Origin of the sequence: Qipengyuania pelagi (assembly GCF_009827295.1) — a bacterium.
Taxonomy (GTDB): domain Bacteria; phylum Pseudomonadota; class Alphaproteobacteria; order Sphingomonadales; family Sphingomonadaceae; genus Qipengyuania; species Qipengyuania pelagi.
Genome location: NZ_WTYD01000001.1, coordinates 1,268,646 through 1,294,280, shown reverse-complemented (window position 1 = coordinate 1,294,280; position 25,635 = coordinate 1,268,646). Strand labels below are relative to the sequence as shown.

At 65.5% G+C, this 25,635-nt stretch carries 37 protein-coding genes and 3 tRNA genes; 21 read left to right on the top strand and 19 right to left on the bottom strand.

Features of this window, described 5'->3' with window-relative positions; all coding sequences use genetic code 11:
* Positions 1-17 precede the first annotated feature (17 nt).
* Together GRI47_RS06380 and GRI47_RS06375 are read right to left on the bottom strand one after the other, a co-directional pair.
* A complete protein-coding gene (locus GRI47_RS06380) occupies positions 18-350 on the bottom strand; it encodes a hypothetical protein (protein WP_160660469.1) in 333 nt (110 codons plus the stop codon).
* Between the two features lie 65 nt (positions 351-415).
* Entirely contained in the window at positions 416-1,018 is a 603-nt protein-coding gene (locus GRI47_RS06375; protein WP_160660468.1) for a hypothetical protein, read from the bottom strand.
* A 115-nt stretch (positions 1,019-1,133) separates the two neighbouring features.
* Between GRI47_RS06375 and GRI47_RS06370 the strand changes: the two genes are divergently transcribed.
* Both GRI47_RS06370 and GRI47_RS06365 read left to right on the top strand, forming a co-directional pair.
* Positions 1,134-1,382 (top strand): type II toxin-antitoxin system RelE family toxin, encoded by a 249-nt coding sequence (locus tag GRI47_RS06370; protein WP_160660467.1) that lies wholly within the window; start codon positions 1,134-1,136, stop codon positions 1,380-1,382.
* A 48-nt stretch (positions 1,383-1,430) separates the two neighbouring features.
* On the top strand, positions 1,431-1,898 hold the full coding sequence (locus tag GRI47_RS06365; RefSeq protein ID WP_160660466.1) for a helix-turn-helix domain-containing protein: 468 nt from the start codon (positions 1,431-1,433) through the stop codon (positions 1,896-1,898).
* Between the two features lie 26 nt (positions 1,899-1,924).
* On the opposite strand, the gene GRI47_RS06360 is transcribed toward GRI47_RS06365, so the two are convergent.
* The 7 genes from GRI47_RS06360 to GRI47_RS06330 form a co-directional block, all read right to left on the bottom strand.
* A complete protein-coding gene (locus GRI47_RS06360) occupies positions 1,925-2,125 on the bottom strand; it encodes a hypothetical protein (protein ID WP_160660465.1) in 201 nt (66 codons plus the stop codon).
* Positions 2,122-2,751 (bottom strand): helix-turn-helix domain-containing protein, encoded by a 630-nt coding sequence (locus GRI47_RS06355; RefSeq protein ID WP_160660464.1) that lies wholly within the window; start codon positions 2,749-2,751, stop codon positions 2,122-2,124. The genes GRI47_RS06360 and GRI47_RS06355 overlap by 4 nt, the downstream gene beginning before the upstream one ends.
* Complete coding sequence (locus tag GRI47_RS06350) at positions 2,748-3,020, bottom strand: hypothetical protein (RefSeq protein ID WP_160660463.1); 273 nt, start codon at positions 3,018-3,020, stop codon at positions 2,748-2,750. Before GRI47_RS06350 ends, GRI47_RS06355 begins: the two co-directional genes overlap by 4 nt.
* On the bottom strand, positions 3,017-3,301 hold the full coding sequence (locus GRI47_RS06345; RefSeq protein ID WP_160660462.1) for a hypothetical protein: 285 nt from the start codon (positions 3,299-3,301) through the stop codon (positions 3,017-3,019). Before GRI47_RS06345 ends, GRI47_RS06350 begins: the two co-directional genes overlap by 4 nt.
* 314 nt (positions 3,302-3,615) lie before the next feature.
* Positions 3,616-4,011 carry a hypothetical protein gene (locus GRI47_RS06340; protein ID WP_160660461.1) on the bottom strand — a complete coding sequence of 132 codons (396 nt, stop codon included), beginning with the start codon at positions 4,009-4,011 and terminating at the stop codon, positions 3,616-3,618.
* On the bottom strand, positions 4,011-4,541 hold the full coding sequence (locus GRI47_RS06335) for a hypothetical protein (RefSeq protein ID WP_160660460.1): 531 nt from the start codon (positions 4,539-4,541) through the stop codon (positions 4,011-4,013). The genes GRI47_RS06340 and GRI47_RS06335 overlap by 1 nt, the downstream gene beginning before the upstream one ends.
* A 145-nt stretch (positions 4,542-4,686) precedes the next feature.
* Positions 4,687-5,181 carry a phage regulatory CII family protein gene (locus GRI47_RS06330; RefSeq protein WP_160660459.1) on the bottom strand — a complete coding sequence of 165 codons (495 nt, stop codon included), beginning with the start codon at positions 5,179-5,181 and terminating at the stop codon, positions 4,687-4,689.
* A gap of 208 nt (positions 5,182-5,389) precedes the next feature.
* On the opposite strand from GRI47_RS06330, the gene GRI47_RS06325 reads away from it, so the two are divergent.
* The gene (locus GRI47_RS06325; protein ID WP_160660458.1) at positions 5,390-5,809 is read left to right on the top strand and encodes a hypothetical protein; all 420 of its coding nucleotides are present in this window, start codon (positions 5,390-5,392) and stop codon (positions 5,807-5,809) included.
* 86 nt (positions 5,810-5,895) lie between these two features.
* Here GRI47_RS06325 and GRI47_RS06320 read toward each other — a convergent pair whose 3' ends face one another.
* Entirely contained in the window at positions 5,896-6,213 is a 318-nt protein-coding gene (locus tag GRI47_RS06320) for a hypothetical protein (RefSeq protein WP_160660457.1), read from the bottom strand.
* A gap of 86 nt (positions 6,214-6,299) precedes the next feature.
* Here GRI47_RS06320 and GRI47_RS06315 point away from each other — a divergent pair, with 86 nt between their 5' ends.
* Positions 6,300-7,049, top strand: a complete 750-nt coding sequence (locus tag GRI47_RS06315; RefSeq protein ID WP_160660456.1) for a LexA family transcriptional regulator — start codon at positions 6,300-6,302, stop codon at positions 7,047-7,049.
* On the opposite strand, the gene GRI47_RS06310 is transcribed toward GRI47_RS06315, so the two are convergent.
* Complete coding sequence (locus tag GRI47_RS06310) at positions 7,050-8,051, bottom strand: HIRAN domain-containing protein (protein WP_160660455.1); 1,002 nt, start codon at positions 8,049-8,051, stop codon at positions 7,050-7,052.
* A gap of 242 nt (positions 8,052-8,293) precedes the next feature.
* Here GRI47_RS06310 and GRI47_RS06305 point away from each other — a divergent pair, with 242 nt between their 5' ends.
* The 7 genes from GRI47_RS06305 (at position 8,294) to GRI47_RS15250 (ending at position 12,095) form a co-directional block, all read left to right on the top strand.
* Positions 8,294-8,554, top strand: coding sequence for a hypothetical protein (locus GRI47_RS06305; protein ID WP_160660454.1), 261 nt, complete (start codon positions 8,294-8,296; stop codon positions 8,552-8,554).
* Between the two features lie 55 nt (positions 8,555-8,609).
* Complete coding sequence (locus GRI47_RS06300) at positions 8,610-9,119, top strand: hypothetical protein (protein WP_160660453.1); 510 nt, start codon at positions 8,610-8,612, stop codon at positions 9,117-9,119.
* Positions 9,116-9,253, top strand: a complete 138-nt coding sequence (locus GRI47_RS06295; protein WP_160660452.1) for a hypothetical protein — start codon at positions 9,116-9,118, stop codon at positions 9,251-9,253. Before GRI47_RS06300 ends, GRI47_RS06295 begins: the two co-directional genes overlap by 4 nt.
* Positions 9,254-9,291: 38 nt before the next feature.
* The gene (locus GRI47_RS06290; RefSeq protein ID WP_160660451.1) at positions 9,292-9,441 is read left to right on the top strand and encodes a hypothetical protein; all 150 of its coding nucleotides are present in this window, start codon (positions 9,292-9,294) and stop codon (positions 9,439-9,441) included.
* A 15-nt stretch (positions 9,442-9,456) separates the two neighbouring features.
* A complete protein-coding gene (locus tag GRI47_RS06285) occupies positions 9,457-10,746 on the top strand; it encodes a hypothetical protein (RefSeq protein ID WP_160660450.1) in 1,290 nt (429 codons plus the stop codon).
* Positions 10,747-10,810: 64 nt separating this feature from the next.
* A complete protein-coding gene (locus tag GRI47_RS06280) occupies positions 10,811-11,017 on the top strand; it encodes a hypothetical protein (RefSeq protein ID WP_160660449.1) in 207 nt (68 codons plus the stop codon).
* A gap of 1 nt (position 11,018) precedes the next feature.
* Positions 11,019-12,095 (top strand): tyrosine-type recombinase/integrase, encoded by a 1,077-nt coding sequence (locus tag GRI47_RS15250; RefSeq protein ID WP_160660448.1) that lies wholly within the window; start codon positions 11,019-11,021, stop codon positions 12,093-12,095.
* Positions 12,096-12,151: 56 nt separating this feature from the next.
* Here the strand turns inward: GRI47_RS15250 and GRI47_RS06270 are convergent.
* From GRI47_RS06270 to GRI47_RS06255, 4 genes are all read right to left on the bottom strand, one after another.
* Positions 12,152-12,228 (bottom strand) — tRNA-Pro (locus tag GRI47_RS06270).
* Positions 12,229-12,283: 55 nt separating this feature from the next.
* A tRNA-Ile gene (locus tag GRI47_RS06265) sits at positions 12,284-12,356 on the bottom strand.
* Between the two features lie 91 nt (positions 12,357-12,447).
* On the bottom strand, positions 12,448-13,458 hold the full coding sequence (locus GRI47_RS06260; protein WP_337190654.1) for a polysaccharide deacetylase family protein: 1,011 nt from the start codon (positions 13,456-13,458) through the stop codon (positions 12,448-12,450).
* Positions 13,459-13,555: 97 nt separating this feature from the next.
* Positions 13,556-15,376 (bottom strand): HAMP domain-containing histidine kinase, encoded by a 1,821-nt coding sequence (locus GRI47_RS06255; protein WP_160660447.1) that lies wholly within the window; start codon positions 15,374-15,376, stop codon positions 13,556-13,558.
* A 239-nt stretch (positions 15,377-15,615) separates the two neighbouring features.
* On the opposite strand from GRI47_RS06255, the gene GRI47_RS06250 reads away from it, so the two are divergent.
* From GRI47_RS06250 to GRI47_RS06240, 3 genes are all read left to right on the top strand, one after another.
* Positions 15,616-16,080: an Lrp/AsnC family transcriptional regulator gene (locus tag GRI47_RS06250; protein ID WP_067678394.1), complete on the top strand. Its 465-nt coding sequence runs from the start codon at positions 15,616-15,618 to the stop codon at positions 16,078-16,080.
* Positions 16,077-16,511: a GFA family protein gene (locus GRI47_RS06245; protein ID WP_160660446.1), complete on the top strand. Its 435-nt coding sequence runs from the start codon at positions 16,077-16,079 to the stop codon at positions 16,509-16,511. Before GRI47_RS06250 ends, GRI47_RS06245 begins: the two co-directional genes overlap by 4 nt.
* 168 nt (positions 16,512-16,679) lie before the next feature.
* Positions 16,680-17,921, top strand: a complete 1,242-nt coding sequence (locus GRI47_RS06240) for a cyclic di-GMP phosphodiesterase (RefSeq protein ID WP_237452736.1) — start codon at positions 16,680-16,682, stop codon at positions 17,919-17,921.
* A gap of 2 nt (positions 17,922-17,923) precedes the next feature.
* On the opposite strand, the gene GRI47_RS06235 is transcribed toward GRI47_RS06240, so the two are convergent.
* Genes GRI47_RS06235 through aroA form a run of 3 tightly spaced genes read right to left on the bottom strand, consistent with a single transcriptional unit; the run spans position 17,924 to position 20,120 of the window.
* Complete coding sequence (locus GRI47_RS06235; protein WP_160660444.1) at positions 17,924-18,562, bottom strand: (d)CMP kinase; 639 nt, start codon at positions 18,560-18,562, stop codon at positions 17,924-17,926.
* Positions 18,559-18,819 (bottom strand): CBU_0592 family membrane protein, encoded by a 261-nt coding sequence (locus tag GRI47_RS06230; protein ID WP_160660443.1) that lies wholly within the window; start codon positions 18,817-18,819, stop codon positions 18,559-18,561. Before GRI47_RS06230 ends, GRI47_RS06235 begins: the two co-directional genes overlap by 4 nt.
* Positions 18,816-20,120 carry a 3-phosphoshikimate 1-carboxyvinyltransferase gene (gene aroA, locus GRI47_RS06225; protein ID WP_160660442.1) on the bottom strand — a complete coding sequence of 435 codons (1,305 nt, stop codon included), beginning with the start codon at positions 20,118-20,120 and terminating at the stop codon, positions 18,816-18,818. The genes GRI47_RS06230 and aroA overlap by 4 nt, the downstream gene beginning before the upstream one ends.
* Positions 20,121-20,301: 181 nt before the next feature.
* On the opposite strand from aroA, the gene GRI47_RS06220 reads away from it, so the two are divergent.
* The 5 genes from GRI47_RS06220 to rimM all read left to right on the top strand — a co-directional run bounded on the left by GRI47_RS06220 (position 20,302) and on the right by rimM (position 23,495).
* Positions 20,302-20,625: a TIGR02300 family protein gene (locus GRI47_RS06220; RefSeq protein ID WP_160660441.1), complete on the top strand. Its 324-nt coding sequence runs from the start codon at positions 20,302-20,304 to the stop codon at positions 20,623-20,625.
* 94 nt (positions 20,626-20,719) lie between these two features.
* A tRNA-Ala gene (locus tag GRI47_RS06215) sits at positions 20,720-20,795 on the top strand.
* Between the two features lie 142 nt (positions 20,796-20,937).
* A complete protein-coding gene (ffh, locus tag GRI47_RS06210; RefSeq protein ID WP_160660440.1) occupies positions 20,938-22,422 on the top strand; it encodes a signal recognition particle protein in 1,485 nt (494 codons plus the stop codon).
* A 33-nt stretch (positions 22,423-22,455) separates the two neighbouring features.
* A complete protein-coding gene (gene rpsP / locus GRI47_RS06205; RefSeq protein WP_160660439.1) occupies positions 22,456-22,935 on the top strand; it encodes a 30S ribosomal protein S16 in 480 nt (159 codons plus the stop codon).
* Between the two features lie 74 nt (positions 22,936-23,009).
* Positions 23,010-23,495 (top strand): ribosome maturation factor RimM, encoded by a 486-nt coding sequence (gene rimM, locus GRI47_RS06200; protein WP_160660438.1) that lies wholly within the window; start codon positions 23,010-23,012, stop codon positions 23,493-23,495.
* 6 nt (positions 23,496-23,501) lie between these two features.
* On the opposite strand, the gene GRI47_RS06195 is transcribed toward rimM, so the two are convergent.
* Positions 23,502-24,410, bottom strand: coding sequence for an NAD(P)/FAD-dependent oxidoreductase (locus tag GRI47_RS06195; RefSeq protein WP_160661341.1), 909 nt, complete (start codon positions 24,408-24,410; stop codon positions 23,502-23,504).
* 127 nt (positions 24,411-24,537) lie between these two features.
* Here GRI47_RS06195 and GRI47_RS06190 point away from each other — a divergent pair, with 127 nt between their 5' ends.
* Together GRI47_RS06190 and trmD are read left to right on the top strand one after the other, a co-directional pair.
* Positions 24,538-24,843, top strand: coding sequence for a hypothetical protein (locus tag GRI47_RS06190; RefSeq protein WP_160660437.1), 306 nt, complete (start codon positions 24,538-24,540; stop codon positions 24,841-24,843).
* A 57-nt stretch (positions 24,844-24,900) separates the two neighbouring features.
* On the top strand, positions 24,901-25,626 hold the full coding sequence (gene trmD, locus GRI47_RS06185; RefSeq protein WP_160660436.1) for a tRNA (guanosine(37)-N1)-methyltransferase TrmD: 726 nt from the start codon (positions 24,901-24,903) through the stop codon (positions 25,624-25,626).
* Positions 25,627-25,635: the final 9 nt, after the last annotated feature.

The window sequence follows — 25,635 nt, the reverse complement described above, 5'->3', positions numbered from 1 at the left end:
CTATATCAGCGGGGTCTTCAACTGGTTCGGCTAGCCCGCAATGCCTCGTCCCGCTCTTCAGCGTAGATCACCACCGACCGACATGCGCGATATCCATCCCGATAGACCAGCGCGCCGCGCAGCAGCATGTTTTCACGCGCTACCGCGTTCCCAATCGGAACGACCTTGCGGCCATCGGGGAGGGTGAACGCCTCGCTTGGCGGTAGCTCGCCCGGTGCCGCGATCGAGCGCGGACACGTCGCGGTGACTGCGCGGTCGAGCCCGAGGTCCGGGCTAGTCGTCGAACAGGCCGCCGTTCCAAAGATCATCGGCAGCGCCGCGGCCAGCAGCATCGGCTTCGTCCACTTCATCGTTCAATTCCTCTTGCTCGGCGCTCTCGCGTGTGTCTCGCTCGACCTTCGACAGCCCTGCGGTCTCATTCGCTCCCGCGTTGGCGCGCAAAGCCGCCATGCTGCAACAGCGCGCGCAGGCGTTCGCCTGCGCCGCGATCGGTCTTGAGCGTGACGCCTTCGCCGAGGCCGCGCAACATCCGCACGCCGATATCCCAGTCCAGCACGCACACGCCCGCACCCCCGCCGCGTAGCCAGGCCAGCGGCGTCGCCACGATCCGCAGGGCCCGCGCCGCTCCCGTCTCGCAGGCCAGCCAGGCATCGTAGCCAAGGCACCAGCCATCCCCGCGCCGCAGCGCCCACTGGTTCGCCTCATGCGTCGCCAGCGCGCAGATATCGACCAGCACGCCCTGCTCGCGCACCCCGATCAGCAGCCGGGCGTCCGGCCCGCCGATCTCGAACAGCTCGGGCCCGCGCCGCGGCCGATGGATCGATACCCGCGCCGCCGCCACATCGCCTGCCGCCACGAGCTGGCCCAGAAACCGGTTCGGTGCGCCGAGCGCCAGCACCCGTGACATCGCAGGATGAGGCATACCTGCAATCGCCGCGTTGAGCTCGTCGCGCAGTGGGCAAACCCAGGCATCGCGATTCCCCGCCAGCGCAGCTTCGAGATACGGCAGATCAGTCAACGCGCCACTCCCGACGCGATCGCAGCGGACCCGACCCCGAATTGCCGCAACAACAAAAACGCTTCTTGTTGTTTTTTGTTGTTGCCTCGTTGTTGTTATGTGTTATGTACGGGGAATGGAAATCGTTCTCGCCAAGCCCGCCGCCAAAGCCCTCCGCCGGATGCCTGCCAATGAAGCTTCGCGCGTCCGGGCAAAGATTGCGCAGCTGGCATCGTCGCGCGGCGAACTCGCCAACAACATCACCGCTCTGAAAGGAATGGATGCGTTTCGTCTGCGGGTCGGTGACTGGCGCGTGATTTTCACGGAGGATGGCAGGGTTCTCGCCATCCTCGCCATCGCGGCGCGCGGGTCGGTCTACGATTGACCGGCCCGCCGTGGCACCGAAATGATTGATTGATTGAAAGATTAAAAAATGACCACCGAGACCCAGTTCTTTTTCGCCCCGGACGGCACCGAAATGGCCGTCCTTCCCCGCGAACGGCTCGATCGCATGATCGCGGCGTCCGAAGATACCGCGGATCGTATCGCGGCAGAAACGGGCCTTGCTTCGCTCGCGGAGGAGGGGGGCATCCCCTTCGATGTCGAAAGCCGGATTGCGGAGGGTGTGAATCCCGTGCGCGCATGGCGCGATCATCGTCGATTCTCGCAGGCACAGCTCGCTGAGAAAGCGTCTTTGACTCAGGCTGCCATTGCCCGCCTGGAAGGCGCTTCGCCCGGCTCGGGACGACCGGAGACGCTCGATGCCATCGCTGCCGCGCTCGATGCGCCGCGTTGGACGCTGGAAGCTCCGGTCCCGGAGGAGAAAGGTCCGAAGCGGACGCGCGCCCTCTTCGATCGCGCCAACCCTGCTGAAAGGCGGTTGCTGCGCAGCCGCAAGTGATGCGGGGCTGGCGTAAGGCGCGGCGCTCATCGCACATCGCCCTTCGGCGCGATCCCGAACAGTCGCCCCAATTCCGGGTCCGCCCCCTCGGGCAGCACCAGCGGACGATGCAGCAACGCCTCGCTCTGGTGATGCGCCAGCGTCCCCGCGCGCGCCATCTCTCGCCGGATCGACCGCCCCTGCGCCACGACTTCGCGCGCCCTTTTCTGCGACCAGCGCGGCTTCACAGCGCCATCTCCGACAGCGCCAGCCCACGTCGCGGCAGGCGATATTTCGCCTGCTCCTGCTCCAGCAGCGCAATCTCGCGAGCGCGACGGTTGGCGAGCACTTCGGACCTTCGCCGCATGACCTCGGCCTCGTCCAGGCGCGGGCATCCCGCCTCGCCCTTGAGCTGCAATCCGAGGGTGTGCACGCGCGGATGGGGAAAGGCGTTCTCTTCGCGCGCGATCTGCCGGGCTTCGCGCATGGCCTGCTTCGCGGCCAGTTCGGCCTCATCCGGTTCGCGCGGCGACGGCTCGGGCGTCAGCCGGTCGACGAGGACCTGCGACACCGGATCGATGCCCGCCCGCACGGCCAATTGATCGGTCAGCGCGCGATAATCCGCGTCGATGGCGCGCCGTCGTTCGGCCAGAGTGACTCCGTGGACGATGGTCGTGCGATCCCGCCCGCCGAACAATCGCCCGAGCGCAGCGAAGCTTGCTGCCGGAAACGCTGTCCGCAGCACCCAATATCCGGTCTGCCGGACGAACGCTTCCGGCTGCTTGCGGCTGCGCGAGGCCATCAGCCACGGCTCCACGCCGAACGCCTTCGCCACGGCATCGCGATGGGCGCGCATATCGGGATCGCCATTCATGCCGACGCACCGTCTTGAGTGCCGCCCGTATCCACCGGCAGATGAAAGCCACCGCGGATCTCGTCCGCCGCCACGCGTAGCTGGCGCGCGGCGAACTTCGCCTCGCTCAGTTCAGCCTCGTTCGGCAGCTTGCGCGAATGCGGCTGCACCCGATCGGGCGCGACCATCGCCTCGATCCGGTCGGCCTTGCCGTCCAAATAATCAGCCGCGAGGGCATCGGGGGCCAGGACATCGAGAGCCAGCGGGTCGGATGTTCGCTCGGTGGTCACGCCGCATCCTCCACGGCCTTGCAATAGTCACACACGCGCGGGCCGGGCTCGCCGCAATAGGAGCAGCGCGTCTCTTCGCGAATTGCGGGTGCAGACTTGCGCTTGGGGCGCGCCCGCATCGCCGCGACCGTGCGGGAATAATCGACCGGAGCCTTGGCCTCGATCGCCAGCAGGCGGTCTGGCCGGGCCTTGCGCGGCTTCGCGACCGGCTTCGGGACCGGCTTCGGAATGGGTGGGCGCGTTTGTTCGGCATTCGCAGGGGCTATGTCCAAACCCGCCACGGCCCCGCCTGCTCCTTCCGGTGCCGAACCGTCGCAGCGGACCGGGTGAGTCTCCGGCCGCGCCTCTACCCCCCGTTTTTGGCTGGCTGTATGATTCCCCGCGGCTTGTGTCTCTGAATTGGATTTCGCGCGACGCTTCGCCGCGCCGGATTTCACCTTGGGCCGCGCAGGCTTGCAGCGCACCCGCACGATTGCGACCGCATCGCGCAAATTCGCCCAGGTGTACGGATGCAACCGCCCATGCGCATCAAGCGCATGCCGGCCCGCAGCCAGCGGCTTGGCCGGACGCAGCCAGAGAGAGGCGACAGGATCGCTCACGCCGCATCCACCTCGGCAAGAGTCCGGTGATCGCGGAACGGATACGGCCCGCGCGCCACGCCCGGCGCGTCACCCGCCGCCATGCGCTCCGCTCGATCGAAGGTTCGCAACGCGCCCTGCAATTCGCGTAGCAACCCTTCCGCCTCGCCCCGCGAAAGCAGCTTGATCTTCGGCAGCGCACCGATTTGGTCCGATGGTGCGCCGCGGAGCCTTTTCGCTCCTACCGCTTCGATGCTTGAGGAGCGATACTCGGTCAGCATCACCAGCTGCCCCTCGACCCCGTGGCGCGCATCGCCGTTGGGCATCGCGGTCGCGGAATACCAGCGGGGCTGCCCCAGCCAGGGATAATCCTCGGCAGGCACAAATGCTCGATCGAAGGGAGCAGACGCCATCAGATCGCCTCCGGTTTTTCGTGCTTCCACGGATGCGTGTGGAGTTTCGCCCCGCTATCCATCAGCCGGATCGTGCGGCCGTCGAACGGCCCGCCGTGATTGGTCACGCGCACGCGCTGCCCGCGTTCGAGCAGCGTCAGGCGATAGCGCACCGCCTCCCGGTCCCAGCCCAGCGCGCGACCCAGTTCCCCATTGCTGGGGCAGGGCAGGCCATGCTCGGCGCAGCGCTCCAGCTCGGCGAGCAGCGCGGCTTCGGGCGTGTCGATGAAGCGTTCGACCGGCGAACAGGCCGCCGCATTCTCCACCGGGCGAGCGCATCGCTGCACCTGGTATTTGCGCCCCTCAGCGGACCGTCGCTGCACCGGCGTCACTTCGCCCGCTGCGATCCACCCATCGACCAGCGCCACGGCGGCGTGATCGTGGTCGAGCGTGTCGGCCAGCGCATAGGTGGTAGTCTCGCCCGGCGCCGCCTCGGCATACCAGGCCGCAAGCCGCGTCGCGTCAGCGTAAAGAGCTGGAGAACCGGTCATGCCCGGAACCACGCGCGATCGGAGGCACTGGGGACGGGCCGCGTCCAGCGGCCCGCAAGGCCGACCTGCCGCCCGAGCGAATGCGAGGAAGCCAAGGCGGGCGGATGCCCACCGCCCGGCGTCTGAGGGTTGGACGAAAAACCGCTCATGCGGCGTCTTCCTCACCGCTGCGTCCGGAAACCGGAACCGGCACGCCCGTCACCATCAGGCGCAGCCGCGCGAGCTGCGCCTGAGCCTGATCGATCTCTTCCACGATATGCGCGTTCTCGGCGGCGGTCCGCACCCCGTCGCGCAGCGCGTCGGTGATGGCGTTCGCGACATCACCGAACTCGCCCGCCGCCTTCACCACGGCCAGCACCAGCGCATCGCCGCAGCCGTCGCATTCGGGCAGACGGATGGCGACATGGCCGAGCTCGGCGGCCAGCGCCTGCAGGATCGGCGCGCGGCCCGTCTCGGCCAGCGCCACCTCGTCCAACGCGAAGGCGTCGGGCAGGGTGGGCATTCCGGCATGGTTGCGATTGTGCCAGTCGCCGACCCAGCTGCGCCCCTTGTCGAGCGTGGCCGCCGCACCGTCGATGCCGCCATTGGCCGCGATCGCCGGGCGCACGCCTTTTACTTTGATGCGAGAAAGAGCGCTCATGCCGCAGCCCTCCCGTCAGACGCCCGAGCGGACGCATCGTCAGACAATCCGGCGGACTCAGCCGCCTCCTCTGCGATAATCCCGACCACATGAGCGAAATCGACCAACACCTGCGAGCCCATCATGCTGCACCTCCACCGGCAAGACTTGTGACCTCGCCCGCTTCGGCTATCGTGCGGGTGTCGAAGCCAGCACGAAGGAAAACGCGGTGCAGGACGCACTCCAATGGGTTGTCGCAATCACTGGAATCCTCGCACTTGCGACCGGCGGGATCGGTTGGTTCATTCGTCGCAAAGACCGAAAGCGAGCAATCATGCCGACCGCGATCCTTCGCGACGGGCGTATCGAAATTCTCAACCGATGCGATGAGCCTCTTTTCGTGGAGCGGGTGGAGTGTGAGCGACCAGTTTGTATCGGAAGGCTGGGGCGGGACGCGTACGGGCAAGAGGTTCGCCCGATCTACGAAGATGCCCCTGTGTCGCCGGGCTGGGAAGTGCCGCCGATCGAGCGAGCCTTCTTTCCCTTTTGGATTGATGGGCCGTCGAACACCCCAGCAAAAATCATTTGCAGCTCGAGTCTTCGAAGTCTCCGCTCGGTTTCCATCACCGCGAAAAGCATTCTTCCTTGAACCGCGCCAAATACCGCGCTGGAAGCACAGATGATTGCGAGCGGAATCCACTCCATAAAATTGCCCTTTCTGTTGGAAGTGAAGCATCACGCCGCCGCCTCCCGAGCGGACAATCCGCTCTCGTTTCCGGCGGACACCGCCGCCTCGTCGGCGCTAATCCCAACTACATGAGCGAAATCGACCGCCACCTGCGGCACGCGGCCTTCGGGCCAGTTGCCCCCATCCGACAGGAACCGCGCGAACTTCTCGAGCGTGGCGAGGGTCGGATTGGGCAGGGCAATGGTCTTGCCACTGCCCGTCGCCCGCGACGAAAGCGTGCTGCGCGGCTTTCCGGTAGCGAGAGCCCAGGCGTCGGCTGCGGCCAGCAACCTTGCCAGAGGCGAGATGGGTTCGGATGACATCATTCGCGCCCTATGCGGGACATATCCCGCACCTGTCAACGGGAATTGTCCCGCTGGCGCACATTCTCTGTTTGCGGGATACGTCCCGCATGGCTGAAGGCGCTGCCAAATCCTCCAACGACACCGGGCTATTCGACCGGATCGAGCCGTTAATGGCCGATCTCGGTATTTCGGCGCGCGAACTGTCGCTTCGCATCACCGGTAAGCCCGATCTCGTGCGGGACATCCGCCGCAAGGGGCACAAGCCAAATGCCGACAACCTGCACGCGATGGCGAACGAGCTTGGTACGACGGTCGAATACCTGATGGGTGGCACCGACGATGCGGAGCAGGTGTTCAGCGAGGTCGGCGTCTCCGACACGCATGTCGACTGGCGCGGGTCCGAACGCGTGGAGCCCGGCATTCCGCTCGTCGGCACCGGCGATTGCGCGGATCTCGAAGTCTGCGACACGAGCGGGCAGATGGTTCGCGTCGAGCGGTCCAGCTTCGATTCCGATTATCACGTCCGCATGATTGCGCGCCCGCCAGCACTGCGCGGGGCGCGCGACCTCTACGCGATCTATTTCCACGGCGAGAGCATGGAACCGCGCTTCGCTCCCGGCGAAGTCGGCATCGTCGATCCGGGCCGCCCGGTGCGCTCGGGCGATTACGTGGTGGTGCAGATCAATACGGGCGACAGCGACGAGGTAGCGACTGTTCTAGTCAAACGCCTGATCGCCATGAACGCGCGGGAAATCACGCTGGAACAGTTCAATCCGGCGCTGACCTTCACGCTGGAGCGGACGCGCATCGCGCGCATCCACCGCATCCTGCCGCAGACCGAGCTGCTATTCGGCTGATTATTCCGCAGCTGGCCCTGCCACGCTGATCAGACCGGCAACGCAGGCCATTGTCGCCTGTCCCGCGCTTTCGGTTTTCTCCCCGATCCCCGAAATGACGGACGGGCGTGCATCGCCATCCAGGAAGGCCATCGCCTGTTCCGCCGCATCACCCTTCAGCATCATCGCGATCTGGCATTGTTCCAGCGCATCGTCGGCGCGGTCTTCCGCCTCGCCCTCCAGGGCGGGCGGCGGATCGAGGTCCTGTAGGCGTGACCACGCGCCCTCGCACACGCGATTGGCGGTCTGGGCCTGTTGGTATCCGTCGAGCATGGTAGCCGATCCACTGCCAACGCCTTGAAGCGTTTCGCCCAAGCCGCCGATCGCATTGTCGCAGGGCTCCATCGCGACCATGACCGTGTCGCGCCACGCCCCCGCCGCCGCGCTTCCCGTGCCGTCATCGTCAGCGGCGCTAGATGTCGTCGCTTCCGTGCCGCCATCTTCGCTCTCGGGTGTGTCAGGAAGGAGGGCACCCAGTGCCGCAAGGCCGACGAAGATGCCGATGGCCCACAGGCAACCTTTCTTGAGCTTTCCATTGGCAGGGGTTCCGCCTTCCGCGCGATCGCCCGCGGCCCGCTCTGCCGCCCGCCGCGCTGCTTCCGCTGCGCCGAAAACCTTTCCTGTCGCTGGGGGCGGGGCGGTCTCCGCCGCTTCGTCTTCGCCGGTCGCCAGTTCGACATCCAACACCACGCCCCGGCTCGGTCGCCCGGTATCACCACCCTCGATCCGCTCCACGCGGGCCCGAACCATCCTGCCCTGATCGAGCAGCGCTTCGGTCAACCAGTGATCGCGCGGAATATACCCGATCGTGCGATCCTCTCCGTCCTTCACCGCGATCGCGCGCGGATCGTAGGGGTTCTGGTCCTCGTGGATCAGCGAGACATGCTCGCCCTCGCGCAGCTCGGCGATCGCGGGCTGGTAACTCGATTCCCCTACGATCCCGACCGAATATCTCTTCCCCACGTCATACTCCTCCCGTGCGGATCTTCTGCCCGCCCGTCCCGCACGAAACAAGCCTGCGGGACGTATCCCGCATTTTTCGTTGACGCGGGATATGTCCCGTATTAGGTGCGGGATATCGCAACGGCCTCGAGCAGCGCAGCGATAGGCCGAAAAGACAACAATGGACTCAAGCAGCGCAGCGATAGGCCGAAAAGACAACAACGGACTCAAGCAGCGCAGCGATAGGCCCACAAGGAACCACCATGCTCTCACACCCCGCAGACTTCCCGCATGTCGGCAGCCGCGCCTTCGTGGTCGGCACGGCCGAGCCCGTTACCATCCTGCGCGCCAACGCCGATGGCAGCCGCATGGTCCGCCGCGACGGCACTCGGCTCCACCCGGCCAGCAGGGACGCCAGCGGCAACCGCACGCTCCCCCTGTCCGATCTCGCCCCCACCGAAGCCGAGGCCTTCGACACCAAGCCGAAACCGCGCCGCTGTGCGAAGGGGAGGGCGGGACGATGATGACGGACAGTCAGCGCCTCGCCATGCTCGAACGCCATGATGAGAGAGCGGGGCGATGACCTTCCTCGCCGCCGCTGCCCTGTCCGAATTCCGCCACCGCAAGGCCTCGATTGACGCGGCCGTCGCGGCGGGCAGGTTCCCGCGCGCGAAAGGCGAGTGGGCGCTGGGATGCTGGCTCGCCATCGCGCTTGCCGCGCGCGTGCCGGTTCATGAGCTTGGCGCGATCTACAAATTCTGGGCCGACGATGAGGCGGATCAAGGCGGCCTGACCGGCGCGGCCCTTCTCGCCGAGCTGCACCGCCGCTGCCCGATGCCCTCGCAATGGCGTCCCGAACTCGCCCGCGCCCGCGACCAGATCGCCCCGCGCGCCCGCGCCAACCCGACCGACCAGGCCCTCGGCCTGCGCCACCTGCATCTCGAAGCCCTCGCCATCCACCTCGGCGCCGATCCCGAAGATCCTCCCCGACACTGGGAGGGGGACCATGCGCAGCATGGGGGAGGGGCAGGCGAGCAACCCGCAGCATCCGAACCCGAAAGGCCAGAATACGAAAGGAAGGCCGCATGATCGCCGCACTCACCAACGCCGCGCCGATCGCGCTGGCGCTGCTCGCCGCGCCCGTCCTCGCCGACAGCGCCATCCGCTGGCGCTCCGCCTGGCAAAACCTGCGCGGGGCCACGCAACCCGGCGCCCGCCCATGATCGTCCTCCCACCTGACCAGCAACCGGAGGCCCTGCAGATGCAGTACGAATCCCCCTGTCCGCTCCACGACGCCCGCCGCCGCCGCGAACTCCGCCGCCGCCTCGCCGTGGCCGCGCTGTTCGTAGCCAGCATCGCGATCTGCACCGCCATCGTCGTCTTCCGCGATCAACTCCCCGCAGGCTGGTGAAAGGACCCCATAACCATGACAGACAACACCAAAGACGAAGCGACGCAGGACGTATTGCCGATTCATCCGCTCGCTCATTTGGTCCACAAGCGACACACCAGCCAACCCGAAACCAGCGGCTACATGGAAAGCCCTGAAACGCAGCAGCAGCGCACGGATAGGGAATGGGAGGAAGCGGCCAAGAAATGCGCAGAAGCGATGACCAGCCAACCCGCACAGAGCGATCTGGTGGAGGCATTGGAAGCGCGCGCGTTTGCTTACGCGACCGGTTCGTATGAGTTCGACAGCCCTTTGAAGCTGGAGAAAATAGCGTGCGAAATTGGCAAGGCGGCAGGGCTTCTCGAAGCGGTTAAGGTAATCCGGGACGCCGCCCTATCCATCCACCACGGGGAGGGGGAACCGGTTGCTTGGCGGTATCACTACCCCGGCGCAGAAACCGATGCGCGCTTTCAAACTTACGAAGGCATGTCCTGTGAGGAAGAGCGCGAGGGAATGATCGAAACGCCCCTATACGCGCATCCAACCCCCACCGCCCCTCAACCCACACAGAGTGATTTGGTGGAGCGCATCGAAAATTGGCGAGAAGCGCCGTCCCTTATGGGAGCAGTGGACTTAATTGCTGACCTTGAAGGCGCCCTATCCACCCCCACCGTTCCCCAATCCAATCGTGCGGCTGTGCTGCGGGAGGCGGTCCATGTAGTTTTCGATGGCCCGCCCGGACCTACAGCGGGACGATTTGTCGAATGCGAAACACCAGACGGCAAGAGCATCAATGCGGGCGAATGGCGCGAGCGCGAGGACGGCTTTTGGGAACTTGTGATTGCGCGCCCCACCGCTACCCAGCCCGACCGAGAGAGGCTGGCGGATGACTTGTGGAACTCTGTGGTCACCACAAATGGAGTGATTAATCCGAAACTGCGGAAAGATGCGGTAGCCGCCTTGCGCACACCCGCCACTCCCCACCCCACCACCGATACGCAGAGCGATGCGGTGCGGGAGGCGTTGGAACGACCTGCCCCGACACCATGCGAAGAAGGCGGCGCGCATTGCTGCTGCTGCGCCGACACCTGTCGCGACTGCGATCAGCCGGTGATGCTAGAGCCAGATTGGCAGAATGCGGAAACCTGCTTGACCAACATTGCGATTGCGCTCGCCAACAACACGACATTTAGCGAGGACGGACCCGTTGATACGGTCGTCTCCAGCGGCGATCTGCAATGCCTGTTCTCCCTCGCCAACGTCGCGGCCTACGTTCGGCACACCGCAATCCGCAACGAAGCGGCAGACACAGGAGGGGAGGCGTGAGCAACGGCGCGCACCCCTCCTTCTCACAATTCGAACACCTCACGTCTGCGGCCTGATTCCCGCCATGTCCGAGCACGTCAAACTCCGCTACCCGACCAAGGCCCAGGTCGAACATGCGATCCGCATGGCGAAGCTTGCCGGGATCGACAGGATCGGCAGTATCGAGCTCGGGCCCGACGGGACGATTCGGCTCGCCGCGCCCGGCGAAGCGCCGGCACCCGCCTCGATCGAGGACGAGATCGCGCGCTGGCGCGAAGGGAAGGGCAGGTGACGTGGCGACAGGCCTTCACATCGTCGGCAAGAAACGGCGCGGCAAGCCGACGCTTTGGTATGTCTATGCGTGGCGGGGCGGGCCGCGCATCCACACCAGCGAGGGCCGCAAGCCGGTCGTCACGCCGCAGCTGACCGACGCGGCGGCGGAAAAGCGGCGCGAACGACGCCTCCCCGCCGACGATGTCTCGCTCCGATCGCAGATCGTCCTGTTCAAGGGCTCGCCCGAATTTCTCCGCCTCGCTGACAGCACCCAGGCGAACTATCGCACCTGGCTCGACCGGATCGAGGACGAGTTCGGCACCACCACGCTGCGCATGTGGCAGAGCCGCGCGCTGCGCAGCGATGTCTACGACTGGCGCGATCGCTGGGCCGAGCGGCCGCGCAGCGCGGACGAGGCGGTGAAGGTGATCAACCGGCTGATGAACTGGATCGTCGATCGCGGCCGCCTGTCGCTCAACGTCCTGTCGGGGATCGACCAGCTTTACGAAGCGGACCGGTCCGACCTGATCTGGGAGCCGGAGCATTTCGCACGCTTCGCGCCCGAAGCATCGGTCGAAGTGCTGGAGGGCGTCGAGCTTGCGGCCTGTACCGGCCTGCGCCGCGGGGATCTCGTCCGCCTGCCATGGAGCGTGATCGGCCCGCACGCGATCGTGTGGAAGACGGGCAAGAGCAAGGGGAAGACGATGATCACCATCCCCATGCTGCCCGAAACCCGCGCGCTGCTGGATCGGATCAAGGCGCGGCACGAAGGCGCGATGGAGGCGCAACGCCCCCACCGCCGTAAGCCCCTGCCGGACACAGTGCTTTCGAACAGTCGTTGGCAGGCCTGGCAGCCCGGTGGCTTCGGCAGCCGTTTCAACGACGCGAAGCGGGCCAGCGGGCTCGACCGCAACCTCCATGACCTGCGCGGCACCTTCGCCACCCGCTGCATGGTCGCGGGCCTGACCGACGCGGAGATCGCCGGGATCCTCGGATGGGACACCAAAGACGTCGCCGGCATCCGCGCGAAATACGTCTCCGACGCCCGAGTCGTGGTCGCCATCGGCCAGCGAATAGCCGCCGCCAAATCCGCCTAGTTTGTAAACCGCCTGTAAACCGCCCCAAGGGGCCCGACGCTAAGTTATTGAAATAATGGTCGGGGAGACAGGATTCGAACCTGCGACCCTCTGCTCCCAAAGCAGATGCGCTACCAGGCTGCGCTACTCCCCGACCGGGGCCGCCGATTGTGCCGGGCGGGGCGGCGTTTCCTGCGACGTGCATTCGGTGGGCCCGGCAGGATTCGAACCCGCGACCTAGCCGTTATGAGCGGCCAGCTCTAACCGCTGAGCTACAGGCCCGTCCCGATGCGTCGGCGACAGCCGCCTAGCCCGCCGACCCTTCCAGCACAAGCATCCGATTGCGCCGGCCGATTACGCGCATGGAAAGCGGTCAGACGATTACGCTCGCCTTGATTTCCTCGACCGTTGTCGGAGCGATGCCGCGCTGTTCGAGATAGGCGTAGACACCGCGCAGCCAGTCGTAGAATTCGTCGAGATCGTCCTCGCTGCGGACATATGGCGTGAGGCCGGGCATCAGCGAGGGGCTGTGGAAACTGAGAACCAGCACCGGCAGCCCATCGTCGATCGCCATGTCGATGCCGCGGATCGCCGCTTCCTTGGGTACGCCTTCCGGCGTCAGGGCGATCCGTTCCAAGAGGCGCGTTCGCGCGAGAATGCCGTTCGCCCGGGGCAGCTTCGCCATGCGGGGGAAAAGCCAGCGGCCCTGATGGCGAAGGAGACCCCAGAACACCGTGGTAAGAGGGAGTTCGAGCAGCCGGTGTCGGTCATCGACCCAATAAGGCTCGAGCGGATGCTGCGAATAGTCGGGTCCGCCGCCGGGGCGATAATCGTAAAGCGAGCGCACCGAACTGTCGATCGCCACACGCGCATCCGTCAGCATCCGCGCCGATTGCGTACCCAGCCCATAGCGCCCCGCGCGATAGATCTGGGGCGTACAGTTGAAGCGTTCGATGATGCGTTCCTGCAGGCGCAGGAATTTCTCACGTTCGAGCGCGTGCGGGAGATTACCGGCATAGCTGTTATACGGGTTAACATCCTCCTCGAAAGGCGGGTTGACCCAGGGGTGAAGCTGGATGCCGATTTCCGCCGTGCCGCGCCTGACGTAATCGCCGAGCATTTCCTGCGCGCGGCCCGACGAGGCGATCGGCCAGTCGATCAGATAGGTTGGGACCACGCCGATATTTTCGGCAAATTGCTGGAACTCGGCTATGGATTTGAGATGCTTGAGGCCATGGTCGCTGGCGCTGAAATCGCCCTCCCAGTCGAATTCCTCTTCGGTATCGACGGTCAGCAGCGAACGCTGCCCGAAGCCGGGCGCGAAGCGCGCCTTCTGGCGCGGCGCGGGGACCGAGCGCAGAGACGCCGATGGATTTCCGCTCACGCCCCGATCGCCCCCCGCCGACATGGCCCCGCGTTCATTCGATGCGCCGATGGCTGGCGTTTCGATGCCCATGCTATTCAGATGTCGACTTGCCATATCAGTTCGCAGCCCCTTTGCGAAGGTCGCCGCCGATCGCACCACCCCTGTCCGGTGAGGACCGCGCGCTGTCGACAGACGTCAGGATCGGAAGCGAGAGCAGGAGATCGTCCTCTTCCCGATAGAGATCGCCGCCGATCGCGCGCGCTTCCGCCCGTGCCAGTCTGAGCGCGAAGCCAGCGCCGAAAATGCCTGGGCTCAAAGCGCCGCCGACCGGGCGGGTTTCGGTGGAAAAGATGTCCTTCGCCGCGGCCAGCGTTTGGGGAAGGGCGCTTCGCAGACACAGGGCACCATCCTGCGCGGTAAGGCCGATCCTGACGGTCTCGCCAGCGCCGGTCGCCGAGGCGATCGTCGCGAGAATACGCCAGGAGAGCAGTTCCGCTTCCTGCACGGCGATTTCGACCACGGCACGCTCCAGCGCCCAAGCCGTCGCCAACCGCGCCACGCGCGGCGACAGCACGGTCTGCAATTGGTCGCTCTGGCGGCGCAGGATCGCGGCGATGTCGGCCTCCCCGGCCTCCATTTCGGAGACGCCGCCTTCCAGCTTGGCGAGCCGGTCAAGTTCGTCGAACCCCGCCAGCATCCGGGCGCTGTCGCCCGCGATCGCGGCGGCCAGAGCGCGATACTCGTGGGGCGTGGCGCCGAACAGCTGTTGCTGGATGACTTCGGCGAACCCCTGGATGGCGTTAACCGGCGTGCGCAATTCGTGGAGAAGTTGCCGGATGCGATCAGCCTGCGCCGCGGCCCGGTCCTGCGCCGTGTTTTCGGCGGGTCGGCGAAACCGCCCCAGATAGCCTTCGAAGCGCCCGCCGCTCTGCGTGAAGCGCGGGGCGGCATCGACCAGCCATTCGCCCGCAATGCGCTGTGCCCCGGTCATCGTGACCGCAGCGTCGCGGATCGGGCGACGATCGAAGAAAGCGGCGGCGAAACCGTCCTTTGCGTCAGCGGTGTTCGACGCGTGCCGTGCGACAAGATCGGTGCCCACCACCATCGGCGCGACCGGCGCATCCGCCCAGTCGATCCGGCCGTCGACATCGGTCGAAAAGGCGAAGTTCACGAGGGGCGGGCGGCGCGTCTCGGGAAAGCCGCTGCCGAGGCGCGGACCGCTTTTCTCGCCCAATGGGAGGCGAGGGTCGGTATTGCCTGTTTCGGTTTCTTTCTTCCGGTCTGGCACCCTGTCGTGCTCGCCCGGATCGCGTGCTTTCTGGAAGGCTTCGATCCTGCGGACCAGATCGCCGATACCCGGAGCGCCCGTGTCGACCTGCGGAGTGCTCTCTACCCGTACGGCTGCGGTTTCCAGCAGCCTGTCCTGCCTGGGCTCGGCAATAGGGGGGGGCGTGGCGCCGGGCTCGGCGGTAGCCTTTTCAGGTTCGGGAAGGCCACGGTCGCTCACGCCGAGGCGATCGAGGACTGCCACTGCATTTCGGGGCAGATCGTTGCGGTGGCGCAGGAACCCGCGCGCGCGGATCGGCAATCCGGGGATGAGCTCCACCCACTCGGCTTCCGTCAGGGCGGACCGTGCCAGCGCGCTTGCCGCGATTTCGGGTTCGGCCTGGGCGAACCATTCCACGAGACGCGGATTGCGGATGCGCTTGCCGCCTTCCGTTATGATCCGCGCCCGCTCGGCCGCAGGCACCAGGTCGGACAGGGCGGCCAGACGGAGATGGGCGGCGGCCGTAATGCTAGGATCGCCGCCATGTTCTTCGGATGCGCTCTGCGCGCTGCCGAGCAGATCGAGCAATTGCCGATATTGCGTGCGCGCCGCCCGACCGCCCGTGGCGCGATGGCGCAGCACTGTGGCAAGGCGATCGTCGAAAAGCATCGTTACTCCGGCTGATGGGCGCCACGCCGTAGCGTGAGGGGCAGTTCCAACCCTGCCACCGCTATCCCTCATACACAGTCAACGAACAACCTTACCGGAATGTTGCGGCGGCGTTGCAATACGAGACGATTGCGGGCACAAACAATAATATTAGTCTTGCGCGCATTTCTACGCAGGTTACATTTCATGTTTCGGCATCAAATCTGAACTGGTGCCACAGTGTTTGGGGCGGGGGACGCATGGCCAATCTCGACGCGATCGATCGCAAATTGCTTACCGAACTGCAGCGCGAAGGGCGCGTGACGAATGTCGAACTCGCCCATCGTGTCGGGCTGACCGCTCCGCCCTGCCTGCGGCGCGTTCGCGCGCTTGAGGAAGAAGGCGTGATCCGCGGCTATCACGCCGAACTCGATCCCGCCTCGCTCGGTTTCTCGATCACGGTGTTCGCCATGGTCAGCCTGAAGAGCCAGGCCGAAAGCGCGCTGCGCGAATTCGAGGCGGCGATGAACGATCTGCCCGAGGTGCGCGAGGTGCACATGCTCAATGGCGAGATCGATTTCATCCTTAAGATCGTCAGCCGTGATCTTCAGAGTTTCCAGGAATTCCTGACCAGCAAGCTGACGCCTGCGCCCAATGTCGCGAGCGTGAAGACGTCGCTGACCATCCGCAACAGCAAGAACGAACCGGGCGTGCCGCTGGAATGACGGGGCAGGCCGCGATCGAAGGGCAGTGCCTGTGCGGAGCCGTTTCGATCGAGCTCAAAAGACCGGCGGATCGTTTGGAGATCTGCCAGTGTGCCATGTGTCGGCGCTGGGGTGGCGCATTCTATGCGGCGATGACCGGCGACGAAGCGACCGTATCGGGTGAGGATATGGTCACGGTCTTCCGCTCGAGCGAGTGGGCCGAGAGAGCGTTCTGTTCGCGATGCGGAAGCACGCTCTGGTTTCGCTTCCTGCCAACCGGGAATCGCAGCTTTTCCGCCGGACTGTTCGACGCTGCGAAGGATGTTGCCGTAGATCGGGAAATCTTTGCGGATCACGCGGCGAATTGGGCGCGTCTCGAGGGCCCGCACCAGCGACTCAGCGAGGCCGAGATTCTCGCTGAAGCCAGGGCAGCCGGCTTCTCGATCGGATGATCTGAGAATTAATACGCAAAATTTACGCGATTTACCAATTTTTATCGAATGAAACCCTAGCGTTTGCCAGTGCTTAACGCGGTCGATCACCGCGCCTTTTCCGGCCTGGCGAAAGAGGAGGGTCAGACATTGCTGCATACCATTCCGCCGTCAGATGTCAGGGCGGGAATGTATATCGCCAAATTTGGTGGCAGCTGGCTGGATCACCCGTTCTGGTTCTCGCGCTTCGTCGTCAAGCCTGCGGACGTCGCACGGATCAACCAGGCGGAAATCCCCTCCGTTGTGATCGACGATGAAAAGGGTATCGGGCCGGACAAGCCGCGAGTGCCCGAACCGAAAGCCGCGGAACCTGCGCGTGTCGCGGTCGTCCCCAAAGCGGCGCGACCCAGTTCGATAGCCCAGCCGCCACGGCGTGGACCGGTGTTCGAACCCTGGCGGCGCAAGAGCGATCGTGAACGCGCTCAGGAACTCGTCGCCGAATCGCTGGTGACGATGCGGCGCGCCTGCAGTGATGTCCGCCTGGGGCGCGCGGTTCGGATGCCTGAGATCACCAGTCTGGTGGACGAGGTCATCGAGATGGTCGAGCGCACCCCCCGCACGCTGCTCGACATTCTTCGGCTCAAGAAGAAGGACGAATACACCTATCTCCATTCGGTTGCCGTTTGCACCTTGATGGTCAATGTGGCGCGCCATCTTGGGCGCAGCGAGGAAGATGTCCGCGATTTCGGGATGGCCGGTCTGTTGCACGACATCGGCAAGATGGGCGTGGAGGACACGATCCTGAACAAGCCGGGCTCGCTCACCGAAGAGGAGATGAAGCGGGTCCGCCATCATCCCGAATTTGGCCACGCCATGCTCTTGGAAACCGCGAATGTCCCCGAAATGGCACTCGACGTCTGCCTGCATCATCATGAGCGAGTCGATGGGAAGGGGTATCCGCACAAGCTCGCCGGACACGAATTGACCGAAGCCGCGCGGGTGGGCGCCATCTGCGACGTTTATGACGCGCTTACTTCCGACCGTGTCTATAAAAGCGCATGGACTCCTGCCGAAACGGTCACGGCGATGTGGCGCTGGAACGGCCAGTTCGACCGCGAGCTGCTGTTCGCCTTCATGCAGGCAATGGGCGTGTTTCCACCCGGATTGGTGGTCGAGCTGCGCAGCGGGCGGCTCGGCGTCGTCCTGGATAATGCGAAGCGCAATTCACGCCCGCTGCTGCTGGCCTTTTTCTCCGCCAAAGACGTGTGCAGAATCGAGCCGGAAGAGATCGTCATCGACGACGATTTCGCCAGCGACGCGATCGTGCGGGTCGTCGAACCCGAAAAGTTTGGCCTGACAATACAGGATTGCCGCCCCGACGCGATCCGTGAAGCGTGGAGCGACCCTGTCCTGCAGGCGGGCCACGGTTAAGCTTATCCGGTTCGTCCGCCAGCGGCGGCCATGCGCTCGACCGCCTCGATCGCCGCCTCTATGGCCTCGTCCCGGCCAAGGCTGCTCGTGTCGAGCACCATTGCGTCCTCGGCGGGAATGAGCGGGGCAATCGTGCGCTCGCGGTCGCGTTCGTCCCGGCGCCTCAGATCATCCGCGATTTCCAGCAGCGTCACGCGTACGCCGCGTTCGCGCATTTCGAGGAAGCGACGCTGGGCGCGCGCTTCGACGCTGGCGGTGACGAACAGCTTCGCCTCCGCTTCGGGCGCGATCACCGTTCCGATGTCCCGCCCATCGAGAATGGCGCCGCCCGCCTGCGTCGCGAAGGCGCGCTGGCGTTCGAAGAGCGCATCGCGAACCGGCGGGTGGACCGACACGCGGCTGGCGAGTCCGCCGGTCTCCTCGTTGCGCAGGCTGGGATCGTCGAGCAGCGTATCTGGGAAGGTGCATCCCTCCAGCGCATCCTGCGCATCGTCCGGGTCCCCGCCGTTGAGCGCCACCTGCCGTCCGACCGCGCGGTAGAGCAGGCCGGTGTCGAGATGGGGCAGGCCGAAATGGGCGGACAGCGCTTTGGCGATGGTGCCCTTGCCCGAAGCGGTGGGTCCGTCGACGGCGATGATCATGTCTTTCTCCTGTGGTCGCGCATGGCCTTGAAAAGACCCCAGATCGCGATGGCGGCCCAGAACCCCTCCAGCATCAGGCTCGGCCAGTTGGTGTGGACCAGCAGCGATACTGTCAGCAGCGCCGCGCCGATCAGATTGGTGCCGTGGAGGATGAAGGGATTGGGTTCCTGCTTCCACGTCAGATAGGCATAGGCCGCGATGATGCAGACCATTCCCACGAAACCGACGAGCGTAGCGATGTCGATCGCCTCGTTCATCGCGCGGCCTCGTCGATGAGGTCCATGAAATTGGGGAAGCTCGTCGCGATCGGGTCCACGCTGTCGACGGCCACGCCATCGCGGCTGACAAGCCCGGCGATCGCCATGCTCATGGCGATGCGGTGATCGAGATGAGTCGCGATCGGGCCGCCGCCCGCGAGCGGAGCGCCCGCGCTGCCTTGAATGACGAGACCGTCCTCGCGTTCTTCCACGCTCGCGCCGATCGCGCTGAGCGCGGTGGCCATGGCGGCAAGGCGGTCGCTCTCCTTGACGCGCAATTCCTCCAGCCTGCTGGTGACGGTCGTCCCGTCCGCCAGGGCCGCGGCCACGAACAGGACCGGAAATTCGTCGATCATGCTGGGGGCGAGGGCAGGGTCGACCTCGACACCGCTCAGCCGCGCATGGCGCACGCGCAGATCGGCGACCGGCTCGCCGCCCACCTCGCGCGAATCCAGCTCCTCGATATTCGCGCCCATCTGTTCGAGCACCTTGTAGATCCCGTCGCGCGTCGGATTGAGGCCGACATTCTCGATCACGAGATCGCTTCCGGGCACCACGCTGGCCGCGACCGCGAAGAAGGCGGCGGAGGAGGGGTCGCCGGGGACCACGACGTCGCAGGGTTCGAGATCGGCCGGGCCGGTGATCGAAATGAGGCGCTCTCCATCCTGCTCGCTCACCGCGACGTCGACGCCGAACCCTCGCAGCATCCGTTCGGTATGGTCGCGGGTCGGCACGGGCTCGATCACGCGCGTCGTTCCGGGCGTGTTGAGCGCAGCGAGCAGCACCGCGCTCTTGACCTGCGCGCTCGCCACCGGGAGGCGGTATTCGATCGGCACGGCGGGATGCGCGCCCTCGATGATGATCGGAAGGCGGTTGCCTGCGGACTGGAAGCTCGCGCCCATCTGAGACAGCGGCTCCGTCACGCGGCCCATCGGGCGCTTCGACAGGCTGGCATCGCCGACCATGCTCGCGGTGAAGCCGTGGCTCGCCAAGAGCCCCATCAGGAGCCTTGCGGAGGTGCCGCTGTTTCCCATGTCGAGCGGGCCGTCCGGTTCCAGCAAGCCGCCGACCCCGACTCCGTCGACCACCCACGCGTCTCCTTCTTGCGCGATCGAGGCGCCCATCATGCGCAGGGCGGCGGCGGTCGCGAGGACATCCTCACCTTCGAGCAGCCCTTCGATCCGGCTGCGGCCCATGGCGAGCGCCGTGAACATCAGGGCGCGGTGGCTGATAGACTTGTCGCCCGGCACGCGGATGCGTCCGGTAAGCGGGCCGGTGGGCAGGAAGCGATGGGCGGTCACGGTAGGGTCCGGTAAGGCTGGCAGGGGTGAGGACCCGCGCTTTGACAGTGGGGGGCCGTTCTGGCAAGGCGCGCGCGCTGTTGATTCCTGCCTTGCCGAATGCAGCGCAGGTTCCCATCATGACGTAACGATTTCATCGCCCTGCGGCATCGTGCCGGGGGCGCCAAGCCAAGGATTACACATGGTCAAACCGGAATGGGGCACCAAGCGGACCTGCCCGAAATGCGGCACCCGCTTCTACGATCTGAACAAGGAAGATCCCGTCACCTGCATCGAATGCGGTGAGGAATGGACGCCGGAGCCCGTCCTGAAGTCCAAGCAGCCGATCCCCTTCGAGGAAGAGAAGAAGGACAAGGACGGCGAGGCGGACAGCGATCTGGCCGATGACGATCTCGACGATATCGACGATGACGAGGATTCGCCCGACAACGAGGTCGATCTCGGCGGCGACGACGATCTCGGCGTGTCGAAGGGCAAGGGTGACGACGACGAGGAAGAAAGCTGAGTCGGGCCGAGTTTTTTGACTTGCAACGGACGCGCCCTGATTATAGAGGGCGCGTCCTGCCCACCGGCTCCGTCCGGCGGGCGACGAATGGCGCGGGGCCTTAGCTCAGCTGGGAGAGCGCTACAATGGCATTGTAGAGGTCAGCGGTTCGATCCCGCTAGGCTCCACCATTCGACTGAATTTCCGGGCTGTTACGGCCCATACGACAAAGCCGGATTCGCCTGAATTCGCAACGCTGGCCGACGAGTTCTCGTCCGCCGGCGTTTTTCGCGTTTGATCCGGCGCCATCGGCGCGCAAGGAGTTGAAAGACCATGTTCGACACTCTGTCCGACCGTCTCGGCTCCGTCTTCGATCGGCTGAAAGGTCGCGGCGCTTTGTCCGAGCAGGACGTGCGCGATGCGATGCGCGAGGTGCGGATCGCCCTGCTCGAAGCCGACGTGGCGCTGCCCGTCGTGCGCCGCTTCATCGATGCGGTCACCGAACGCGCGATCGGGCAGGACGTGCTGCGCTCGGTCACCCCCGGCCAGCAGGTCATCAAGATCGTCGATGACGAGCTGACCGCCATGCTCGGCGGCGGTGACGATGCCGATGGCGATGCGGGCAAGCTGAAGCTCGAGGCCAAGCCGCCGGTCGTCATCATGATGGTCGGCCTGCAAGGCTCGGGTAAGACCACCACCACCGCCAAGCTTGGACGCCTGATCCGTGAAAAGCACGGCAAGAAGGCGCTGATGGCCTCGCTCGACGTCAATCGTCCGGCCGCGCAGGAACAGCTTCAGGTGCTCGGCACGCAGGTCGATGTCGCGACCCTGCCGATCGTCCAGGGCCAGCAGCCGGTCGATATCGCGCGCCGCGCGCTCGAAAGCGCGAAATTGCAGAACGCCGACGTCCTCCTGCTCGACACGGCGGGCCGCCTCCATGTCGACGAGGCGCTGATGGCGGAGATGAAGGCGGTCGCCTCTGTCACGACGCCCACCGAAGTGCTGCTCGTCGTCGACAGCCTCACCGGGCAGGACGCTGTCAATGTCGCCAAGAGCTTCACCGACGAGGTGCCGCTGACCGGCGTGGTGCTCACCCGGATGGACGGCGATGCGCGCGGCGGCGCGGCGCTGTCGATGCGCTTCGTCACCGGCAAGCCGATCAAGTTCGCAGGCACCGGCGAGAAACTCGATGCGATCGAGGCCTTCGACCCGAAGCGCGTGGCGGGCCGCATCCTCGGCATGGGCGATGTCGTCAGCCTGGTCGAAAAGGCGGCGGCCACCGTCAAGCAGGAAGACGCCGAAGCGCTCGCCAAGAAGATGGCGAAGGGCCAGTTCGACCTCGACGATCTGCGGATGCAGTTAAGGCAGATGCAGAACATGGGCGGGCTTGGAATGCTGGCGGGCATGATGCCGGGCATGAAGAAGGCGAAGGCGGCGATGGCGGCGTCCAATATGGACGACCGGGTGCTGCTGCACATGGACGCCATCATCGGCTCCATGACCGCGAAGGAAAGGAAGCGCCCCGAACTGATGAACGCCAAGCGCAAGAAGCGCGTGGCGGCAGGTTCGGGCACGCAGGTGCAGGACGTCAACAAGGTGCTCAAGATGCACCAGGAGATGGGCCGTGCCATGAAGCAGATCAGAAAGATGGGCGGATTGAAGGGCCTCGGCGCGCTGTTCGGCGGCGGCGGAGGCCTCGGTGGAATGGGCGGCGGGGGAATGCCCGGCCTGCCCGGTGGCGGCGGCGGCGGGAAGGGTCCCGGCGTCGATCCCGACACGCTTCCGCCCGATCTTGCACGATTATTGAAAAAGAAGTGATTTCAGATTTTTACATTCGAAAGGTGACATAAAATGGCAGTTGCAATCCGTCTCTCGCGCGGTGGCGCCAAGAAGCGTCCGTATTACCGTATAGTCGTGTCCGACAGCCGCGCCCCGCGCGACGGCAAGTATCTCGAGCAGATCGGCACCTACAACCCGATGCTCCCCAAGGACGACGAAGCCCGCGTGAAGATCGACGAAGATCGCGCGCGCCACTGGATCGGCGTCGGCGCCGTTCCTTCGGACCGCGTCGCCCGCTTCCTCGACAAGGCGGGCATCGTCGAGCGTGCCGCGCGCAACAACCCCAAGAAGGGCGAGCCGGGCGAAGCCGCCAAGGAACGCGCCGAGGAAAAGGCCGCCAAGGCTGCTGAAGCCGAGGAAGCCAAGAAGGCCGCCGAAGCCGAAGCCAATGCTCCGGCCGAGGAAGAAACCGCGGAAGCGAGTGCCGACGAAGGCGCCGCTGCTGAAAGCGCCGAGACTGCTGGCGAAGCCGAAGACAAGGCCGAGGGCTGATTTCGGATATTATCCCGACTTCGCTCGACGCCATTGGTCGTTGAGCGAGGTCGGGACCGATCCAGGCGGCAGGCATGTCTCGCGATCCCATCACCCTCGCTGCCATTACCGGCGCCCATGGCGTCGCGGGCGAGGTGCGGCTGAAGCTGCTGGGGGACGGGCTGGAAAGCCTCAAAGCGCACAAATCCTTCAATGACGGCGCGCTCAAGCTCACGAAGCTGCGCTCCGACAACAAGGGCGGCGCGATCGCTCGGTTTGCTGGCGTTGGCGACCGGACCGCTGCCGAAAAGCTGCGCGGCACTACGTTGTCGGTTGCACGCGAAGACCTCCCGCCGCTCGGCGAAGGCGAATTCTACCACTCCGATCTCGTCGGCCTGCCCGCGATCGCCGATAATGGCGAGGCCGTCGGCACTGTCCGTGCGGTCGAGAATTTCGGCGCGACCGACATCGTCGAGATCGAGAAGCCGGACGGCAAGACTTTCATGGTCCCCCTCACAACCGCCGCCGTTCCTGAATGGAATGGCGAGCGCCTGATCGTGAGCGCGGATTTCCTCGACTGAACCCTGTCAGCGCCGCAGCGGACGTTCTTCGGCCAGATGATTGCGGATCGTCGTCGCCGCGACGCCTGCCTGACCCATGGCGTGGCTGATCTGGTCGAGGCCCACCACCACATCTCCCGCCGCGAACAGGCCGGGGACACTCGTTTCGAGATGATCGCCGACAAGGATGCAGCCCTCCTCGCTGACATCGGCGCCGCACGCCACGGCAAGGTCAGAACGGATTTGCGAACCCAGCGCGGGATAGATGCTGTCGAACGCCAGGCGTCCCTCGGCGATATCGACCGCCAGCTGGCCCTGTTCGATCGCGAAGCCGCCGCATGGCCCCGCGACACGCGCGATCCCCGCATCGTCGAGCGCGCGGGAGCATTGATCGTCCAGATCGTGGTCGCCGTGCGGGCTGATCAGAGTGACATCAGCGGTGTAACCCCGCAGGAATTGTGCTTCTGCGGTGCCGTGGTCGCCTGTGCCGATGACGGCCACCCGCTTGTCGGTCACCTCGTATCCGTCGCAGATCGGGCAATAGCGCAGGAGGCCGCGAGACAGCGCTTCGGCGTGAAGAGTTTCGTCAATCCCATCGGGCCGATTGTTCACCACGCCGGTCGCAAGCAGGACCGTGCGGGCGCGATAGGTCTCGTCGCCGCATTCGACCTCGAAAACCTCGCTTTGCTTGGAGAGCCCGGTCACGCGCCTCGGTTCACGCAACGCGCCGTATTTCGCCGCCTGATCGCGCATCCGCTCCAACAATTCCTCGCCATTGATCCCGTCTGGGAAGCCAGCATGGTTATGACTGGTCGGAATCCAGCTGGCGCGGCTCGTGCCGCAATCGAACAGGCGGATCGCAAGATGGAAGCGCGCCAGATAGATCGCGGCGGTCAGCCCGGCGGGGCCGGCGCCCACGATGATGCAATCGTCCATGTCCATGAGTGCTGTACGCATAGGGCGGCCTTGAGTGCCGTTCGCCGAGCGGAATCGGTCCTTCACCGTGTGCATCCTTGGTCGGGCCTGCGCGCCATGCCAGACCGCGCGAGACAGGGAGGATCAGATGGACATTTTCGACAGCGCCATATTTATCGCGGGGGCTTATGGCGCGATATCCGTCGGCCTGAGCGCCGCGCTGGCCAAGGTATCGCCCTCGATCGGTCCGAAGCTGCGCCATGCCTTCGCTGGGACGGTTCCGTTGGCGGCGCTATTGGCTACGCGGCTGACCGAGGCGGACAGTGTCACGCTCTATGGGCCTGACCTGCTGGCCGCAGCCGGGCTGATGACGCTTGGCGTCGGGGCGTCGGTCGCGACGGGGAGGGTGCTCGGCAGCAGGCGGATAGCACATCAAGGCGAGATTACGCGCTGACGCTGGCCTTGCGCGGCAGGATGGAATTGGGCGCCAAGTCCCGGTAGGACGCGCCGCATGACCTTCGCCGCCACCATCCTGACGCTCTATCCCGAAATGTTCCCCGGCCCGCTCGGCGTGTCGCTGGCGGGGCGTGCCTTGGAGCGGGGCGATTGGTCGTGCGAGGCGGTGCAGATCCGCGACTTCGCGACTGACCGGCACCGCACGGTCGATGACACGCCCGCAGGGGGCGGGGCGGGCATGGTGCTGAAGCCCGACGTGCTCGGACGCGCACTCGAAAGTGTGAGCGACGAGCGGCCCATACTCGCCATGACGCCGCGCGGAAAACCGATCGCGCAGGAGCGCATCCGCGCGATCGCGGCGGGGCCCGGCGTCACCATCCTGTGCGGCCGGTTCGAAGGCTTCGACGAGCGCCTGTTCGACGCCTATCCGCAGGTCGAAGAGGTGAGCCTCGCCGACATCGTCCTGTCGGGCGGAGAGACCGCCGCGATCGCCATACTCGACGCTTGCATTCGCCTGCTTCCGGGCGTAATGGGCGCGGCCTGTAGCGGGGTCGAGGAGTCGTTCGAGGACGGCCTCATCGAATACCCGCAATACACCCGACCTCAAGACTGGGAAGGGCGCACGATCCCCGAAGTGCTGCGATCGGGGGATCATGCGAAAATCGCCGCGTGGAGGAAAGCCCGCGCGGAGGAAGACACACGGTTACGCAGGCCGGACCTTTGGGAGCGCTACAGTGGCGCTCGGGACCAGCCTGCCTCTGGCGCGCGGCGAAACGATTAAGGGACCAGG